Raw genomic sequence first — 16,997 nt, 5'->3', positions numbered from 1 at the left:
GGTTCACCTTTTTCGCGGCTGAAGCCGCTCCTACCGCGGCTGCGGTGGTTACAGCCCGTACTTCTTCACCTTGTCGAACAGCGTGGTCTTGGCCAGGCCCAGTGCCTGCGCCGCCTGGCTGAGGTTGCCGGCGTGGCGCTCTAGGGCCGCACCCAGCAGGTTGCGCTCGAAGGCCTCCACGGCTTCGTTGAAGCCCAGCGCGTTGCTGTCGGTCTGGCCGCTTTTCTTGAACACCGGCAGGCCGAGGGCGAAGCGCTCGGCAACGTTACGCAGTTCGCGTACGTTGCCGGGCCAGTCGTGGGCGGTCAGCGCCGCCAGGGTGTGTCGATCCAGCTCCGGCACGCCGCGGTCGAAGCGCAGCGCCGCCAGTTGCAGGAAGTGTTCGAACAGCAGGGCGATGTCCTCACGCCGCTCGCGTAGCGGTGGCAGCTCCAGGGTCACCACGTTGAGGCGGTAATACAGGTCGCTGCGAAATTCGCCACGCTTGCCCAGCTCACCGAGATCCGCCTTGGTCGCGGCGATCACCCGACAGTCGACCGTGATCGACTGGTTCGAGCCTAAGCGCTCCAGGCTGTGCTCCTGCAACACGCGCAGCAGCTTGATCTGCAGGTTGATCGGCATGCTCTCGATCTCGTCGAGGAACAGGCTGCCGCCGTCGGCGTGTTCGATCTTGCCGATGCGGCGTTTGCCGGCGCCGGTGAAGGCATGCGCCTCGTGACCGAAAATCTCGCTCTCGAACAGGCTTTCCGGCAGGCCGCCACAGTTGAGGGCGACGAACTGCTTGCTCTGCCGGCGGCTGAAATCGTGCAGGCAACGGGCGACCAGTTCCTTGCCGGTGCCGGTTTCGCCTTCGATCAACACGTTGGCGCCTGTATCGGCGACGTTGGCGATCAGTTCGCGCAGCTGTTGCATGGCTGGCGAGCGACCGATGATGCGCTGCTCCAGCGCCTGGCGCCCGGCCAGTTGGCGGCGCAGGGCGCTGACCTCGCGGGCCAGGCTGCGTTGCTCCAGAGCGCGGCGGGCGACGTCTACCAGGCGCTCGGGGGAGAAGGGTTTTTCCACGAAGTCATAGGCGCCGTCGCGCATCGCGCTGACCGCCATGCCGATATCGCCGTGGCCGGTGATCAGTACCACCGGCAGGCTCGGATCACGCTGCTTGAGGCGGGTGAGCAGCGCCAGGCCATCGATGCCGGGCAGGCGGATGTCGCTGACGATGATGCCAGCGAAGTCCGCGTCGACCTGCGCCAGCGCTTCTTCGGCGCTGCTGACACCGATGCTGGGGATGTCTTCCAGCGCCAGGGCCTGCTGGCAGCCGAGCAGCACATGGGGATCGTCTTCGACGATCAGGACGGTGAGGCGGTCGCTCATGCTTGTGGCTCTCGCGGGTAGGGCAGGCTGAGGACGAAGGCGGTTCCGCCCTCTTCGGGGTGGCGCACGGTGAGGCTGCCACCGGCAGCGGCGGCGAGGCTGGCAGAAAGGGTCAGGCCGAGGCCCAGACCCTGTTCGCCCGGCTTGGTGGTGAAGAAGGGCTCGAACAGGTGCGCGCGGGTTTCCGGGGCGATACCGGGGCCATTGTCGCGCACTTCCAACTGATAATGCTCGGCCTCACGGCTGCCGCTCAGCCAGATCTGTCGGTCGGTCTGCGGCTGCAGGGCGTCGAGGGCGTTGCTGATCAGGTTGACCAGAATCTGCTCCAGGCGAATCTGCTCGATATTCAGGCGCGTCTCGGTGAACGTGTGGTGGATTTGCACGCGGGTGCGCTGCAGGCGCGGGTGCAACAGCAGCAGCGCCGCGTCCACCGCCTGCTGCAGCGACGCCTCGCCCTGGTCGCCGCTACGGCGGGCGAAGGCGCGCAGACTGCCGGTGATCTTGCCCATGCGATCGACCAGCTCGGCGATGTTCTGCAGATTGCTGCTGGCAACATCTAGCGCACCGCGCTGGAGAAAGCGCACGGCATTGGCGGACAGGGTGCGCAGCGCTGCCAGCGGCTGGTTTAGTTCGTGGGCGATGCTGGTGGACATCTGCCCGATCACCGCCAGCTTGCCCGCCTGCACCAGCTCGTCCTGGGCCTGGCGCAGGGTGGTCTCGGCCTGCTGTCGCTCACGCACCTCGGCCTGTAGGCGCTCGTTGCTGGCCTGCAGGTCGGCGGTGCGTTCGGTGATCTTGCGTTCCAGTTCGTCGTTGGCCGCCTGTAGTGCCTCGCGGGCGGCCAGGCGGGTGGCGATGACCTTGCGCCGCTCGTTCCAGGCGATCAGCAGAAAGGCCAGCAGGGCCGCCGCCACTGCCGCCAGCATGCCGTGGCTCATGGCCGCGCTACGTTGTTCCTGCAGCGGGCTGAGCAGGGTCAGGTGCCAGGGTGTGTCTTCCAGGCGGCGCGTCTGCAGCAGGTAGTTGGCGGGCGCGCCGGCGGTGGCGAAGCTGACCTGTTCGATACCTTCGTCCAGCGGCGAGCGGTTGAACAGCTGCAGTTCTTCTAGCGCCGCCCAGTGATATTGCAGGCTGCGCGCCAGGTGCTCCTTGGTTGCATCGTCGAGCGGACGTACGGACTTCAGGCGCACCATCGGATCGCTGGCGAGAATGATGATGCCGTTCTCGTCGCTGACATAGGCCTCCAGCAGCGCGCGTTGCCAGCGCTCCTCGAGCGCGTCGAGGCGCACCTTGACCACCGCCACGCCGATGATGCGATTGCCCTCACGCAGGCCATGAGCCAGGTAGTAGCCAGGCTCTCCCGTGGTGCTACCGATACCGTAGAAACGGCCCGGACGGCCCTTGATGGCGTCCTGGTAGTAGGCGCGGAACGACAGGTCCTCGCCGAGGTAGCTGTCGGCCTCGTCCCAGTTGCTGGTGGCGATTACCCGGCCGTCCAGGTCGAGCACGTAGATGGCCAGGCTGCCGCTACGTTCGTTGAGACCCTGCAGGTACATGTTGACGTGATGACGGCGATAGGCCGTAGGCGCCAGCAGCAGGCGCGAGACGTTGCCTTCCAGCTCCAGCAGGCTGGGCAGGTAGGTGTATTTGGTGATTTCGCTTTCCACCGCGCGGGCGTTGAGCTCCAGCTGACGCTCGCCGTTCTCGGCCAGCGCACGAATGCCGGCGCGGTCGCTGATGTGATAGGCGGCGTAGCCGCAGCCGAGCACCAGCAGCAGGAACAGCAGAATCAGCGACAGGTGGCGGAGCAGGCGCGGTTTCACGGTCAGATCGGCGCGAGAAGGGGCGGGCAGGCATTGCATCATAGTCCTCCCCAGACTGGCCAGATATGTGGATGTGTAGCCCGGATGCAATCCGGGAAGCCGTGAACGGTCATCCCCGGATTGCATCCGGGCTACGTCAGGCGCGACAGGTCAGTGCTGCAGGATCTTCGCCAGGAACTGCTGGGCGCGCTCGGAGCGGGCGTTGATGTCGCCGAAGAACTCTTCCTTGGGGCAATCCTCGACGATCTGCCCGGCGTCCATGAAGATCACCCGATCGGCGACCTTGCGAGCGAAGCCCATCTCGTGGGTCACGCACATCATGGTCATGCCTTCCTGGGCCAGCTGCACCATGACGTCGAGCACTTCGTTGACCATCTCCGGGTCGAGTGCCGAGGTCGGCTCGTCGAACAGCATCACCACCGGGTCCATGGCCAGGGCACGGGCAATGGCCACGCGCTGTTGCTGGCCACCGGAGAGCTGACCAGGATGCTTGTGCGCATGGGCAGCCAGACCGACGCGATCGAGTAGGGCCAGACCCTTCTTGGTGGCTTCTTCCTTGCTGCGGCCGAGCACCTTGATCTGCGCGATGGTCAGGTTCTCGGTGATGGTCAGGTGCGGGAACAGCTCAAAGTGCTGGAACACCATGCCGACACGCGAGCGCAGCTTGGGCAGGTTGGTCTTCTTGTCGGCGATGGAGGTGCCGTCGACGTTGATGTCACCCTTCTGGAACGGCTCCAGCGCATTGACGCACTTGATCAGGGTCGATTTGCCCGAGCCGGACGGCCCGCACACCACGACCACCTCGCCCTTCTTCACCTCGGTGCTGCAATCGGTCAGCACCTGGAAGTCCCCGTACCACTTGTTGACGTTCTGGATGGAAATCATACGGCTAACCTTTTTTGCAGAAGCTTGACCAGGCGCGAGGCGGCGAAGCTGATGGTGAAGTAGACCAGGCCGGCGAAGATCAGGAACTCATGGGGCTGGCCGATGATATCGCCACGTGAGCGTGCGGCGTTGAGGAAGTCCATCAGGCCCACGGTGTACACCAGCGAGGTGTCCTGAAAGAGGATGATGCTCTGCTGCAGCAGCAGCGGCGTCATCTTGCGGAAGGCCTGCGGCAGGATGATCAGGCGCATGCTCTGCCCGTAGCTCATGCCGAGCGCCTGGGAGGCCCCCATCTGGCCCTTGGGAATGGCCTGGATACCGGCACGCACGATCTCGCAGAAGTAGGCCGCCTCGAACATCACGAAGGCCACCAGGCACGAGCTGAACGCGCCCACCGGGGTGTCCTCGCCGGTGATCCAGCGCAGGATGAACGGCACCGCGAAGTAGAACCAGGTGATCACCAGCAGCAAAGGGATCGAGCGGAAATAGTTGACGTAGGTGGCGGCAATGTTCGCCAGCAACTTGCTGTGCGACAGGCGCATCAGGGCCAACAGTGTGCCCAGTACCACGCCGCCGATGATGCCCAGGGCCATCAGTTGCAGGGTCATCGCCATGCCGTCCCACAGGCCCGGCAGGGCGGGGATGATTTCGCTGAAATCCATCATTTACCCCCTACGGAGATCAGGCCGGGCACGGCAACCTTCTTCTCGATCAGGCGCATGATCATCATCAGGCTCATGTTCAGGGTGAAGTAGATCAGCGTGGCCAGGGTGAAGGCCTCGAACAGGTTGGCGCTGAATTCGGCGGTCTGCTTGGTCTGCGCCAGCAGCTCCATCAGGCCTATCAGCGAGGCCACCGAGGAGTTCTTGAAGATGTTGAGAAACTCGCTGGTGAGCGGCGGAATGATGATGCGAAACGCCTGCGGCAGCAGCACGTTGCGGTAGATCTGCGGCAGGCGGAAACCCATGGCGTAAGCGGCGGCAGTCTGCCCCTTGGGCAGCGCCTCGATGCCGGTGCGTACCTGTTCGCAGACCCGCGCGGCGGTGAACAGGCCGAGGCACACCACCACCGAGAGATAGGCTGAGGTGGCCGGGTTGAGATCCTGCTTGAACCACAGCTCCAGTGGCTCGGGCAGCAGGTCCGGCACCAGGAAGTACCAGAGGAACAGCTGTACCAGCAGCGGCACGTTGCGGAAGATTTCCACGTAGGCGGTGGCCAGGCCGGACAGCCAGCGGTTCGGCAGGGTACGCATCACGCCGAGCAGCGAGCCCAGTGCCAGGGCGATGATCCAGCCAGCCAGGGCGATGGCGATGGTCCAGCCCAGGCCGGTGATGAACCAGTCCAGGTAGGTTTCGCTGCCAATGCCGGTGGACTTGAAGTAAATACCCCAGTCCCAGTTGTAATTCATGCGGGTGACCCCCGTGTGGCTAAAGCTTGGGTTGGAGGGGCCGAGCGCGCAGCAGCGTGCCCCAGCCGCGGGTGGCGGCTGTGCCCCTTATCCATCAGGAGAAAGAACCGTAGGGCGGGTGCAACCCGCCAGAGTCGTCGTGGACGATCGGGTTGGCGGGTTGCACCCGCCCTACGGTGCTGTGCTAGCTCTTGTGAAGCTGGCGCAGGTTTACCGTCAGATCTGTTCTGCAGATTTGTCGGTCGGGTTGGCGATCAGCTTCTTCAGCTCGTCGCTCATGGGGAAATTCAGGTTCAGGCCCTTCGGCGGCACTGGCTGGAGGAACCATTTGGCGTAGATGCCGTTGATCTCGCCGGAGGCGAAGGTGTCGCTGATGGCCTTGTCGACCACTTGCTTGAAGCCAGCGTCACCCTTGCGCACCATGCAGCCGTAGATCTCGAAGGATTGCGGAGTGCCGACCACGGCCCAGTCATCCGGCTTCTTGGCCTTGGCCATTTCGCCGGCGAGCAGGGCGTCGTCCATCATGAAGGCGACGGCGCGGTTGGATTCGAGCATCAGGAAGGACTCGCCGTGATCCTTGGCGGAAATCACGTTCATGCCCATCTTCTTCTCGGCATTCATCGACTTGATCAGGCGCTCGGACGTGGTACCGGCGGTGGTCACCACGTTCTTGCCCTTGAGGTCTTCGAAATCGTTGATGCCGCTGGTCTTCTTGGCCAGCAGGCGGGTGCCGACCTCGAAGATGCCGACGGAGAAGTCGACCTGCTGCTGACGCTCGATGTTGTTGGTGGTGGAGCCGCACTCCAGGTCGACGGTGCCGTTCTGCACCAGCGGGATGCGGGTCTGCGACGTGACCAGGTTGTAGCGTACCTTCAGGTCCGGCATGCCCAGTTCCTGCTTGATCGCCTCGACCACTTTCAGTTGCAGGTCGTGGGAGTAACCGATCGGCTGGCGCGAGTTGTCGCCGAAGTAGGAGAAGGGAATGGACGAGTCGCGATGGCCCAGGGTGATGGTGCCGCTGTCCTTGATCTTCTTCAGGGTGCCGGTCAGTTCCGCAGCGGTCACCGGGGTGGAAAGGACGGCGGCGGCAATGGCCACGCTCAGTACACGGTGGAAGGTACGCATGAATCGAATCCTCGATGTTGTTGTTGTGATGGCGCGGTACGCCACTTTGCTCATGGAAGGTCTATTGCATTCCTGTAGTGACTTGAGCAGGTTGTGTGCCAGCGTTTTCGAGGGCTTCGATAATTTGTTAACTATTTGATTTATATGAATTAAATTTTTAACTTCAGGTTATCTTCAAGCGTTGCTCGTTCGCTCTTCCGACCATTGCGTGCGGGCGTATTCGGAAATCCGAACGACGCCCGGTGCGGTGCCGACAGTCAGTCGTGGTTTTCGCTGCGCAACTGCTCGATGCGTTTGTCCTTGGCCAGCCACAGGTCCGAAACCCAGTCCTGCACCTGCAGGCGGAAAGCCGGGTCGTTCTCGTAATCGCCCTGGTACAGCGCCGGATCCAGTTCGAGTGTCTGAATATCCATGATCACCTTCGGCACCTGGCCGCTGAGCAGGGCCCAGAACCCCGGCACCTGCTTGCCGGGATACACCAGCGTCACGTCCAGCACAGCATCGATCTGTTCACCCAGCGTCGAGAGTACGAACGCCACGCCGCCGGCCTTGGGCTTGAGCAGGTAGCGGTAGGGCGACTGCTGCTGGGCCCGCTTGGCCGCAGTGAAGCGGGTGCCTTCGAGATAGTTGACCACGGTCACCGGCAGGCGCTTGAACTTCTCGCAGGCGGCCTTGGTGATCTCCAGATCCTTGCCCTTCATGTGCGGGTTCTTGTCGAGGAAGGCCTTGGAGTAACGCTTCATGAAGGGGTAATCGAGCGCCCAGAAGGCCAGGCCGAGAAAGGGCACCCAGATCAGTTGCTGCTTGAGGAAGAACTTGAAGTAGGGCGTCCTGCGGTTGAAGGCCTGCACCAGGGCGGGAATGTCGACCCAGGACTGGTGATTGCTGATCACCAGGTAGGAGCGGTCTCTGCGCAGCTCGGCGTTGCCGCGGATGTCCCAGTGTGTCGGCGTCAGCAGGGCGAAGATGCGTTTGCAGTTCTCCGCCCAGAATTCGGCCACCCACATCACCCCGCGCGAACAGGTGTCGCGGGCGCTTTGTCCGGGCAAGACGAGCTTGGCGAGGGCGATCAGCAGCAACGGGCCGATCAGGATCAGGGTGTTGGCGAGCAGCAGGACGATGTTGGCGAGGCCGGTCAGCAGAGGGCGCATGTCGACTCCATGGCGGGCAGTGAGCGGCCATCTTATGCAAGCACGGCATTTTGCTCAAAGCTCCCCCCACTGGCCTATTGCCAGATCAGCGTCTATAAGCCAATGATCGTCACCACGGGACATCCCGCCCACGGAAGGCGCTTCAACCTGCCGGTATGCACCATGCTCAAACGGATCGCCGTCGCTGATCTACGCGTCGGAATGTTCATCCAGGAGTTCTGCGGCTCCTGGATGGATCATCCCTTCTGGAAGTCCAAGTTTGTCCTCAACTCCGAAAAAGACCTCGCTCGTATTCGCGATAGTGCGATCACCGAGTTGTGGATCGACGTCAGCAAGGGCAGCGATGTCGCCGTTGGCGTGAAAGCTGCGACAGAAGCCGAGGTCGAGTGCGAAGCCGAGGCGCGGTTACTGGCCGCTATCGAGCCGCCCAAGGTCAAGGCGCTGTCGATGGAGCAGGAGCTGGAGCAGGCCGTGAAGCTCTGCGCGCGCTCCAAGCAGGCGGTGATGGACATGTTCTGCGATGCGCGCATGGGCCAGGCGCTGCAGTTCGAGCAGGCCGAATCGCTGGTCGAGGAAATTTCCGAGTCGGTGATGCGCCACCCCAATGCCTTGATCAGCCTGGCACGGCTCAAGCACAGCAATGAATACACCTACATGCACTCGGTCGCGGTGTGTGCGCTGATGATCGCCCTGGCGCGTCAGCTCGGCCTGCCTGAAGCGGCTGTGTGCGAGGCCGGGCTGGCCGGTTTGCTGCACGATATTGGCAAGATGGCCGTACCGCAGGAGTTGCTGGACAAGCCCGGCAAGCTCACCGACAACGAGTTCGCCAAGGTGCGCAAGCATCCGGAGGAGGGCGGTGGCATTCTGATCGCCAGCAAACAGGTCAGTGCGTTGGTCCTCGACGTGTGCCTGCATCACCACGAGAAGGTCGATGGCAGCGGTTATCCACACCGCCTGCAGGGCGAGCAGATCAGCCTGATGGCGAAAATGGGCGCGGTCTGCGACGTGTACGATGCCATCACCTCCAACCGTCCCTACAAACAGGGCTGGGACCCGGCCGAGTCGATCCGCAAGATGGCCGAGTGGAAGGGGCATTTCGACGAGCTGGTGTTCCAGGCATTCGTCAAGACCGTCGGCATCTACCCGGTCGGCGCGCTGGTGCGTTTGCAAAGTGGACGCCTGGCGGTAGTCATGGAGCAGAATCCCAAGGCGCTGCTGGCGCCCAGGGTCAAGGTGTTCTTCTCGGCCAAGTCACGTTTGCCGTTGCCGCAGAGCGTCGTCGATCTGAGCAAGATCACCGATCAGGACCGCATCGTCGGGCGTGAGTCGGCCGAAGAGTGGGGCTTCGAGCGGCTCGACGAGTTGTGGAGTGGGATGGATCTGGAGGGGCGCGGCCGCTGAGGCTGTTCTGCAAAAGCCATCTGTCGTCACTCCCGCGAAGGCGTGAGCCCAGATGCTTCGCAGATTTTGGATACCCGCTTGCGCGGGCATGACGATTTTTTCAGTGTCTCCCTGACGGCGTGCGGAAACCTCAGGTTAAAAAATAGCGCTTGTACGCAGCATGTTGTAACGCTTCTGGTGGAACGCGGCAGGCGCATGGCAGTCGTAGGTTCGGTCACCGCAAACGAGAGGACCTGACCTTGAAATACGCTCTGCTCCTGCTGGCCGCCGCCATCAGTCTGCCGACCATGGCCGATGAACAACCGGACCTTTACGGCCGCTACGAACTGATCAAGCTCCCTGCTCTGGGCCAGACCCTCAAGGCCAAGATGGACACCGGCGCAATGACCGCCTCGCTATCGGCCAAGGACATCGAACCCTTCAAGCGCGACGGTGAAGACTGGGTACGCTTCCGCTTGGCCGTCGATGGTGCCGAGGATACGGTTTACGAACACCCGCTCGTGCGCATCGCCGAGATCAAGAAGCGCGCTGAAGAGAGTGACGCCGAGATCAAGGAAGTCGCCTATTCGCAGCGTCCGGTGATCGAGATGCCGATCTGCCTGGGCGAAGAGGAACGCACCATCGAAGTCAACCTGACGGATCGCAGCACTTTCAGCTATCCGCTGCTGATCGGTGCCAGCGCCATGCGCGATCTTGGTGCAGCCGTGGACCCGGCCGAGCGCTACACCCGCGATCGTCCCCAATGCTGAGTTAATTGTCGCATTTCGGAAAAGGCTGATACTCATTGGCCATTACACTCGTCGAGAGTGCCCAGTATCGACTTCCTTGCCCCAAGGGGCGCCGGGCCTGCTTTTTGCTACATGCAATTCTTTGCCAGGCCTGTAGGCCCTTTAGGTCGTTGAGGTGTCGCTATGACGGGAGTACTCAAGCCGGGTGTACGGCTGCTGCAGCGTTTCAGTTTTGCCCACAAGTTTCAGCTGGTGTTCCTGTTGTTCGCGCTTCCGCTCGGATACGCGTTGTGGGTCATCAGCAGTGATTACTTGTCACGTCTGCAGTCCGTGGACTTCGAGGTGGAAGGTGCGCAAGCGCTGGAACGCATGGCGCAGGTGCAGCATGAGCTGATTGCCCAGCGCACCCTGCTGGCGCGTTGGAAAGGCACCGAGAATGCCGCGCAAGGGCTGCTGCAGCAGCGCGAGGCCAGGCTCGACGAGGCTTTGCAGCAGGCCGCCGAGCCGCTGCAGAGCGAGCTGATCAGTGATCAGGCGCGCCAGCATTTCCAGGCCCTGCAGGGTGAGCGCGACGGTCTGCGAGCTGCTGGGCTGACCAAGGTTCCCTTGCCCGATGCACTGGAGCGCTACCAGAAGGCGCTGTTGTACCTGATCGCCCTGCGCGAGCAGGTGGCGACCGACAGCACCCTGATTCTCGATCCGCGCCTCGACACCTACCTGATGATGGAGCAGATCACCTACGTCATGCCGCGGCTGCTCGAGCAGCTTGGCACCTTCGCCGCTCAGGGCCATGGCGCCGTGGTCTCGCAGCATTTCACCCTGCAGAGCCGGGTGCTGATCCGCGACCTGCGCCGCAGCCTGGACGAGCAGCGGGCGCAACTGGTCAAGGCGCAGATCACCCTGTCGCGCGAGGCGCCGCAGGCCATGCGCCAGCTGAGCGCGCCCTTTGACGCCTCGCTCAAGGCATTCGACGACTTCCTCACCCAGATCGATCGCGACATGTTCGAGGCCAGCCCGATGGCGCTCACGCCCGAGCAGTTCGTACAGCGTGTCGAGGCGCTGGAAAGCCAGCTGCAGGGCCTGCAGCAGGCGCTCTATCAACAGTTCAGCGCCAGCCTCGGTCATTACCGGCAGCAGGCACTGCACTCGATGATCGAGGTGATCGGTGCCTTCAGCGTGCTGACCCTGCTGGCAATGTACGTGCTGATATGCCTGAACGCCTCGATCCGCATCAGCACCAGCAACATCATCGAAGCTGCGCGTGGTCTGCGTGACGGCGACCTGCGCGTGCGCATGGAGGTCAACGGCCGTGATGACCTGGCCGCCATCGCCCAGGCGCTGAATACTGCGGTCGAGCAGATGCGCGACTCGCTGCAGGGCGTCAACCGCGAAAGCCAGCAACTGGACAGCACGGTGCAACTGCTCGGTGGCCAGGCGCGTGACGCCCTGGATGCCGTCGAGCAGCAGCAGGCGCAGATGAGTCAGATCGCCACTGCCGCGACGCAGATGGCCGCCACCGCGCAGAGCGTGGCGCAAAGCTGCGAGCAGGCAGCGGTGGAAGCGCAGCAGACCCGCGAGGTGGCGTTGAGCAGCAACCAGCGCAGTGAGCGCACCAGCGCCAGCATGCGCCACCTCAGCAGCCGTCTCGGCGACAGCGCCGCTGCGTTGCAGCAACTGCGTGATCAGACCCAGCAGATCAACCGCGTGGTCGAGGTGATCAAGGGCATTGCCGAGCAGACCAACCTGCTGGCACTCAATGCCGCCATCGAGGCGGCGCGCGCGGGCGAGGCCGGTCGAGGCTTTGCCGTGGTTGCCGACGAAGTGCGCTCGCTGTCCAAACGCACCCAGGACTCGACCCAGGAAATCGCCCAGACCGTGGACAATCTGCAGCGCGTGGTTGGCCAGTCGGTCACCCTGATGGAAGAAGCCTGCAGCCAGGCCGACGGCGACATCGGCAGCGTGCTGGCCATGGGTGATGAACTGCAGAACATCGTCGACTCGGTGCAGCGCGTCAGCGACCGTCTGGCGCAGATCGCCACGGCCGCCGAGCAGCAGGCGGCCACCGCCGATGAGGTCAGTGGCAATATCCAGCAGGTCGATCAGGCCGCCGGACAACTGCTCGACGGCGCCCAGGCCGTGAGCAGCGCCGCCGAGCAACTGCGCCGAGGCAGCGAAGGGCTGGCGCAGAATACTGGACGATTCAGCCTCGAGTGAGGCTGACCGCGGCGGCCAACTCTGCTAAAAACGGATAACAACAAAAGGAGTCGTCAGCATGAAAACCGCCGCAGAAGTTCTTCGCAATAAAGCCCATGCCTACGTTTACAGCGTCGACCGTGAGGATTCCCTGCTCGACGGTTTGCGTGTACTGGCCGAAAAGGGTGTCGGGGCACTGGTGGTGCTCTCCGGCGGGCGCCTGGTAGGCATCGTCAGCGAGCGTGACTACGTGCGCAAGGTAGCGCTGGCCGAGCGTTCGCTGCTCAACACCAAGATCAGTGAAATCATGACCAGCGACGTCATCAGCGTCGGTCCGCGTGACAGCGTGCAGTACTGCATGGAGCTGATGACCGAGCGCCGCCTGCGCCACCTGCCGGTGCTGGCCGAAGGCGAACTGATTGGCCTGCTGTCCATCGGTGACCTGGTCAAGGAAACCATTGCCGAACAGGCCGACCTGATCCGCCAGCTGGAGCAGTACATCCGCGGCGAGATTCCCTGAGCGCGTAGCCCGGATGCAATCCGGGGAACGAATGGCACGATTTCGCGGATTGCATCCGGGCCAAAGGTGAGCGAAAACCTTGTGGGAGGCGCTTGTCGCGTAGGGCGGGTGCAACCCGCCAACCACCCCTGACGGGCTGCCCCAGTCCTACGCTATCGTCCGCTTGACGCATGATCCGGCCCCCGGCAGTCTGCCGCCGTTGCCCACTAGGTGCAGGACGCCCGATGCCGCAGATACTCATAGTCGAAGACGAAGCCGCGATTGCCGATACGCTGGTCTATGCCCTGCAGGCCGAAGGCTTCGTCACGCACTGGTCGAGCCTCGGTGGCGAGGCCCTGACGCTGCTGGAAAACGGCGCCTTCGACCTGGCGATTCTCGACGTCGGCCTGCCCGATATCAGCGGCTTCGAAGTGTGCAAGCGCCTGCGCCGTTTCTCCGAGGTGCCGGTGATCTTCCTCACCGCACGCAGCGAGGAGATCGACCGTGTGGTGGGCCTGGAAATCGGCGCCGACGACTACGTGGTCAAACCCTTCAGCCCGCGTGAGGTCGCTGCCAGGGTCAAGGCCATCCTCAAACGCGTGGCGCCGCGTGAAACACCAGCAGCCAGCGTGCCGAGCACCTTTCAGATCGATGATGCCGCCTTTCGCATCCACTACCACGGCCAGGCCCTGAGCCTGACCCGCCACGAATTTCGCCTGCTGCGCACGCTGCTCGGACAGCCACGCCGGGTCTATTCGCGCGAGCAATTGCTCGATGCCCTAGGCGTGGCCAGCGAGGCTGGCTACGAGCGCAACATCGACAGCCATATCAAGAGCGTGCGCGCCAAACTGCGCGCCATCGCCCCGAGCGAAGAGCCGATCCAGACCCATCGCGGCCTGGGCTACAGTTTCGAACCGGAGGCCTGAGTCATGCCACTTGGCGTGCGCATCTTCCTCGTCTACTTCCTCTTCGTTGGCCTGGCCGGCTGGTTCGTGCTGAGCACGGTGATGGACGAGATTCGCCCCGGCGTACGCCAGAGCACCGAGGAGACGCTGGTCGATACCGCCAACCTGCTGGCCGAGATCCTGCGCGACGAGGTCAAGGCCGGTACCCTCGGCCAGGGCCGTCTGCACGAAGCGCTGGAAGCCTATGGCCGGCGCCAGCCGCAGGCCAGCATCTGGGGGCTGACCAAGGCCGAGGTCAACCACCGCATCTACGTCACCGACGCCCAGGGCATCGTCCTGCTCGACTCCACTGGCCTGGCGGTCGGCCAGGATTATTCGCGCTGGAACGACGTGCTGCTGACCCTGCGCGGCCAATACGGCGCCCGCTCGACCCGTGAAGAGCCGGACGATCCCGACTCTTCGGTGATGTACGTCGCCGCACCGATCAGGGATGGCGAGCAGATCATCGGCGTGGTCTCGGTGGCCAAACCCAACCGCACCCTGCAGCCCTATATCGAGCGCTCGCAAACGCGTCTTGGCTGGCTCGGTGCCGGGTTGATCGGCCTTGGCCTGTTGATTGGCGCGGGGCTGTCCTGGTGGCTCAGCGCCGCGCTGGGCAAGCTCACTCGCTACGCCCAGGCGGTCAGTGAGGGACAACGTGCCGAGGCACCGAACGTGCGCGGCGGTGAACTGGGGCAACTGGCCAAGGCGGTGGAGCGCATGCGCACCGAGCTGGAAGGCAAGGCCTACGTCGAGCGCTACGTGCACACCCTGACCCACGAGCTGAAGAGCCCGCTGGCGGCCATCCGCGGCGCCGCCGAACTGCTCGACGGCGACATGCCGGCCGAGCAGCGCCAGCGTTTCGTGGCCAATATCCAGCAGGAAAGCGCGCGCCTGCAGAACCTGATCGAACGCCTGCTGCACCTGGCTCAGGTGGAGCAACGCCAGGGGCTGGAAGAACGCGTGGCGGTGCCGCTGGCGCCACTGGTGGACGAACTGCTGCAAGCGCAACAGGCGCGTGTCACCGCCGCCAACCTGCAGATCGAACAGGTTGTGCCAGCAGGCCTCAGCCTGCGCGGCGAGCGCTTCCTGCTGCGCCAGGCACTGGCCAATCTGCTGGACAATGCGCTGGACTTCACCCCGCCCGGTGGGCGTATCCGCATCGCCGCCGAGCGCGATGGCGAGCGTATCGTCCTGCGCCTGTTCAACCAGGGCGAAGCCATCCCCGACTACGCCCTGGCGCGCCTGACCGAGCGCTTCTACTCCCTGGCCCGCCCCGGCGGCGGGCGCAAGAGCACCGGGCTGGGCCTGAACTTCGTGCAGGAGGTGGCCGAGCTGCATGGCGGCGAGTTGCAGATCGGTAATGTCGAAGGCGGGGTGGAAGTGAGCCTGACGCTACCTGCCTAGGCTGCGTCTCTCACCGGCAGCCCTGTGGGAGGGGCTTCAGCCGCGAACCTTTTGTTCAACCTGAGTGAACGCCTTTCAGGTGCTCTGTTCGTTCGATGGTCATGCGCAACTTGCACTCCTCCACCTGAACGCCCTGCCAGGGCGAGGGTGTCGAGGAAATCCCCGTGAACTGACACTCGGCATCCCTGAACTTCAGCCAGGCCCGCTGTGCCGAACGGAGCAGGCTGACCAGTTCCGTATTCGGCCAGTTTTCGCGCAATGCTGTCTGCTCCTCTTCCGTTCGCTGGATGGCTTTCTTGTATTCGGCATTGAGCTGGTCATCGGCGACCTTGTATCGCTGAGCAGCGCAGGCATAACCCGCCATAACGCCACCACCTTGAACCGTGCAGGGATCATCATCTTCCTCGGCAGCAAAGGTTGTGCTGGAGATGAGAAGGAGGGCGAGTGAGAGAGGGAGTCCATTCATGATCGTATCCTGCGCCAGGGCGGGCTTTTCGCTTGAGTGAGATGGTGTTTTACATCGTTTGAGGACGAAAAAGGTACAGCTTGAACGTAAGACTAATTTTTGTGCGCACCTGCATTTCTTATTGCGGGCAACTTTGGCTTTTTGCGCTGGGAGTTGCTCTGGTTGGGTTGGCGTTACGATGATTCTGCTGTGGTACAGGTATCTACCTGCGTAGTAAGTCACATGAATAATAAGGGGCTGATTGATTTATCCGTAAATTGTGGTCTGTCCCCTGTTATTGCTGTTATTGCTTAGTTAGACATCATGGCTAACTGATTGTAAGAACCTAGCTTGAAAATTGGTTGCCAGCATTCGATCTACTACGTTCAGAGACTCTATAGCCTGCTGAGGATCGAATGTGCGCCCTTGCAGGATAGCGTCAGCTTGGTTATGGAGAGCATATGCCAGATGGGCTGCAGCTTTTACCGCTGGATCAGGAGTGTCGTCGCTACCTAAATGATAGGCGAGCAATTGCCGGATTTCGTAGATAGCGAACGCCAACACTTGGTCTTGTGTGACTGCCATGTAATTGCTGCTCCTTTAGATCTAACGCTTTGCTCACCGTGAAATTGGGAGCGCAGCGAGTAATTTTTCCGCGTGCAGCAACCTGTTATGCATTTCTGCTGGATAGCTCTGGAAACTCTGCTGCGTCCACCAAGGCTGTAAACTCGTGCTTGAACTCATAGTCGCCCACATATGCCTGAGCAATCGCACCCAACCACGTAATTTTGAATTGCATAGAGTTGCCGATCCGCTCAAACCTGATCCGGTGCTTGCCGACCGCATCATGGCCAAGCAAGTAGATATGAAATGCGAGGTCATCCCAGTCCTTTAGGGCTTCGGGATTCGGATCGACTACTACCTCAAGACCGTCCAGAAGCTCAGGTGTGTATTCGGCGACTGCGCACACCCTAAATCCGCCATTGTGCCAATAATTGGAAGACAGCGTGCATGAGTGATAATTACCCCAGACAATCGGCGCGGCCCAGTCAGATGGATAATCGACATCCTCATCGTCTTCTATGTCGCGCTCCGCATAGTAATCGACTGACTCAAGATGCAGATCGAACCACACATCTTCACCCACCACCTTCGCCAACCATGAGAACGCCTTGATTGGATGCCCTTCTGGCCAAGGATTGTCCTTAAAGTAAATTCTGTCAGGTTCCATGAGTGAATCCTATTGGTGCATAACGATTAAGCTAAGGGGCTGGCTTTAGCCCAATGTCATCAACCTAAGCTGCAGCCCTGCCCAAGGCAAGCCCCCCGAAGCAGCCAGCCGCCATGGCCGTCGGGCGATGACCAGGCCTCTGCCGCTCAATCAGGCGGTCTAGCTGGGCTGGCGGTGATGTGATCATCGTCTGTTCCGGCTGTCTAGGCGAGATTTCTCGTTCTCCGGACGAGCCTATGCCGACCGCTTGTGGCCAGCTTTTTTGCACGGAGGTTGGGCGGTGGTGTTTCTTCAGCGCGTCGGTTTGTAGCCCTCACAACCTCGGCTGGCTGCGCGTTTGCGTTGGCGCGCAAAGCTACGGCCTGAGCGTACGGCACTGAGGCTTTTAG

The 16,997-nt window shown here is 62.4% G+C and carries 16 protein-coding genes; 6 read left to right on the top strand and 10 right to left on the bottom strand.

Translation table 11 applies throughout. From position 1 onward, the window contains the following. Positions 1-48: 48 nt before the first annotated feature. The 7 genes from aauR to BLS08_RS23395 all read right to left on the bottom strand — a co-directional run bounded on the left by aauR (position 49) and on the right by BLS08_RS23395 (position 7,760). A complete protein-coding gene (aauR, locus tag BLS08_RS23425; protein ID WP_017675813.1) occupies positions 49-1,368 on the bottom strand; it encodes a two-component response regulator AauR in 1,320 nt (439 codons plus the stop codon). Further along, a complete protein-coding gene (locus tag BLS08_RS23420; protein WP_033377329.1) occupies positions 1,365-3,233 on the bottom strand; it encodes a sensor histidine kinase in 1,869 nt (622 codons plus the stop codon). The genes aauR and BLS08_RS23420 overlap by 4 nt, the downstream gene beginning before the upstream one ends. Positions 3,234-3,341: 108 nt before the next feature. After that, positions 3,342-4,076: an amino acid ABC transporter ATP-binding protein gene (locus BLS08_RS23415; RefSeq protein ID WP_017675811.1), complete on the bottom strand. Its 735-nt coding sequence runs from the start codon at positions 4,074-4,076 to the stop codon at positions 3,342-3,344. After that, positions 4,073-4,741 (bottom strand): amino acid ABC transporter permease, encoded by a 669-nt coding sequence (locus BLS08_RS23410; RefSeq protein WP_026088468.1) that lies wholly within the window; start codon positions 4,739-4,741, stop codon positions 4,073-4,075. The genes BLS08_RS23415 and BLS08_RS23410 overlap by 4 nt, the downstream gene beginning before the upstream one ends. After that, on the bottom strand, positions 4,738-5,484 hold the full coding sequence (locus BLS08_RS23405) for an amino acid ABC transporter permease (protein WP_017675809.1): 747 nt from the start codon (positions 5,482-5,484) through the stop codon (positions 4,738-4,740). The genes BLS08_RS23410 and BLS08_RS23405 overlap by 4 nt, the downstream gene beginning before the upstream one ends. Before the next feature lie 216 nt (positions 5,485-5,700). Then, complete coding sequence (locus BLS08_RS23400) at positions 5,701-6,609, bottom strand: glutamate/aspartate ABC transporter substrate-binding protein (protein ID WP_017675808.1); 909 nt, start codon at positions 6,607-6,609, stop codon at positions 5,701-5,703. A 257-nt stretch (positions 6,610-6,866) separates the two neighbouring features. After that, a complete protein-coding gene (locus BLS08_RS23395; protein ID WP_017675806.1) occupies positions 6,867-7,760 on the bottom strand; it encodes an acyltransferase in 894 nt (297 codons plus the stop codon). 162 nt (positions 7,761-7,922) lie between these two features. Here BLS08_RS23395 and BLS08_RS23390 point away from each other — a divergent pair, with 162 nt between their 5' ends. The 6 genes from BLS08_RS23390 to creC all read left to right on the top strand — a co-directional run bounded on the left by BLS08_RS23390 (position 7,923) and on the right by creC (position 14,932). Further along, positions 7,923-9,161 (top strand): HD-GYP domain-containing protein, encoded by a 1,239-nt coding sequence (locus BLS08_RS23390; RefSeq protein ID WP_017675805.1) that lies wholly within the window; start codon positions 7,923-7,925, stop codon positions 9,159-9,161. Positions 9,162-9,400: 239 nt separating this feature from the next. Further along, positions 9,401-9,910 (top strand): retropepsin-like aspartic peptidase RloA2, encoded by a 510-nt coding sequence (rloA2, locus tag BLS08_RS23385; protein WP_017675804.1) that lies wholly within the window; start codon positions 9,401-9,403, stop codon positions 9,908-9,910. A 162-nt stretch (positions 9,911-10,072) separates the two neighbouring features. Beyond that, a complete protein-coding gene (locus BLS08_RS23380) occupies positions 10,073-12,103 on the top strand; it encodes a methyl-accepting chemotaxis protein (RefSeq protein ID WP_017675803.1) in 2,031 nt (676 codons plus the stop codon). A 58-nt stretch (positions 12,104-12,161) separates the two neighbouring features. Further along, positions 12,162-12,602, top strand: coding sequence for a CBS domain-containing protein (locus BLS08_RS23375; RefSeq protein ID WP_017675802.1), 441 nt, complete (start codon positions 12,162-12,164; stop codon positions 12,600-12,602). A 224-nt stretch (positions 12,603-12,826) separates the two neighbouring features. Continuing rightward, positions 12,827-13,507 (top strand): two-component system response regulator CreB, encoded by a 681-nt coding sequence (creB, locus tag BLS08_RS23370; protein WP_017675801.1) that lies wholly within the window; start codon positions 12,827-12,829, stop codon positions 13,505-13,507. A gap of 3 nt (positions 13,508-13,510) precedes the next feature. Next, on the top strand, positions 13,511-14,932 hold the full coding sequence (gene creC, locus BLS08_RS23365; RefSeq protein ID WP_017675800.1) for a two-component system sensor histidine kinase CreC: 1,422 nt from the start codon (positions 13,511-13,513) through the stop codon (positions 14,930-14,932). Positions 14,933-14,987: 55 nt separating this feature from the next. Here the strand turns inward: creC and BLS08_RS23360 are convergent, their stop codons facing one another. The 3 genes from BLS08_RS23360 to BLS08_RS26455 form a co-directional block, all read right to left on the bottom strand. After that, positions 14,988-15,398, bottom strand: a complete 411-nt coding sequence (locus BLS08_RS23360; RefSeq protein WP_017675799.1) for a lysozyme inhibitor LprI family protein — start codon at positions 15,396-15,398, stop codon at positions 14,988-14,990. A gap of 294 nt (positions 15,399-15,692) precedes the next feature. Beyond that, positions 15,693-15,962 (bottom strand): hypothetical protein, encoded by a 270-nt coding sequence (locus tag BLS08_RS23355; protein ID WP_017675798.1) that lies wholly within the window; start codon positions 15,960-15,962, stop codon positions 15,693-15,695. Between the two features lie 85 nt (positions 15,963-16,047). Beyond that, entirely contained in the window at positions 16,048-16,608 is a 561-nt protein-coding gene (locus tag BLS08_RS26455; protein WP_017675797.1) for a hypothetical protein, read from the bottom strand. Between the last annotated feature and the right edge of the window lie 389 nt (positions 16,609-16,997).

The sequence above is a fragment of the Ectopseudomonas chengduensis genome, assembly GCF_900102635.1.
Classification (GTDB): Bacteria; Pseudomonadota; Gammaproteobacteria; order Pseudomonadales; family Pseudomonadaceae; genus Aquipseudomonas; species Aquipseudomonas chengduensis.
The sequence above is the reverse complement of the archived record's forward strand: the minus strand, read 5'-3'. Positions and strand labels throughout refer to the sequence as shown.

What these genes read in the sequence shown, in the direction of transcription:
- BLS08_RS26455 (WP_017675797.1), bottom strand. Translation starts at nt 16,608, where the DNA reads ATGGAACCTGACAGAATTTACTTTAAGGACAATCCTTGGCCAGAAGGG.
- BLS08_RS23420 (WP_033377329.1), bottom strand. Translation starts at nt 3,233, where the DNA reads ATGATGCAATGCCTGCCCGCCCCTTCTCGCGCCGATCTGACCGTGAAA.
- BLS08_RS23415 (WP_017675811.1), bottom strand. Translation starts at nt 4,076, where the DNA reads ATGATTTCCATCCAGAACGTCAACAAGTGGTACGGGGACTTCCAGGTG.
- BLS08_RS23395 (WP_017675806.1), bottom strand. Translation starts at nt 7,760, where the DNA reads ATGCGCCCTCTGCTGACCGGCCTCGCCAACATCGTCCTGCTGCTCGCC.
- BLS08_RS23405 (WP_017675809.1), bottom strand. Translation starts at nt 5,484, where the DNA reads ATGAATTACAACTGGGACTGGGGTATTTACTTCAAGTCCACCGGCATT.
- BLS08_RS23390 (WP_017675805.1), top strand. Translation starts at nt 7,923, where the DNA reads ATGCTCAAACGGATCGCCGTCGCTGATCTACGCGTCGGAATGTTCATC.
- BLS08_RS23375 (WP_017675802.1), top strand. Translation starts at nt 12,162, where the DNA reads ATGAAAACCGCCGCAGAAGTTCTTCGCAATAAAGCCCATGCCTACGTT.
- aauR (WP_017675813.1), bottom strand. Translation starts at nt 1,368, where the DNA reads ATGAGCGACCGCCTCACCGTCCTGATCGTCGAAGACGATCCCCATGTG.
- BLS08_RS23360 (WP_017675799.1), bottom strand. Translation starts at nt 15,398, where the DNA reads ATGAATGGACTCCCTCTCTCACTCGCCCTCCTTCTCATCTCCAGCACA.
- creB (WP_017675801.1), top strand. Translation starts at nt 12,827, where the DNA reads ATGCCGCAGATACTCATAGTCGAAGACGAAGCCGCGATTGCCGATACG.
- BLS08_RS23380 (WP_017675803.1), top strand. Translation starts at nt 10,073, where the DNA reads ATGACGGGAGTACTCAAGCCGGGTGTACGGCTGCTGCAGCGTTTCAGT.
- creC (WP_017675800.1), top strand. Translation starts at nt 13,511, where the DNA reads ATGCCACTTGGCGTGCGCATCTTCCTCGTCTACTTCCTCTTCGTTGGC.
- BLS08_RS23355 (WP_017675798.1), bottom strand. Translation starts at nt 15,962, where the DNA reads ATGGCAGTCACACAAGACCAAGTGTTGGCGTTCGCTATCTACGAAATC.
- BLS08_RS23410 (WP_026088468.1), bottom strand. Translation starts at nt 4,741, where the DNA reads ATGATGGATTTCAGCGAAATCATCCCCGCCCTGCCGGGCCTGTGGGAC.
- BLS08_RS23400 (WP_017675808.1), bottom strand. Translation starts at nt 6,609, where the DNA reads ATGCGTACCTTCCACCGTGTACTGAGCGTGGCCATTGCCGCCGCCGTC.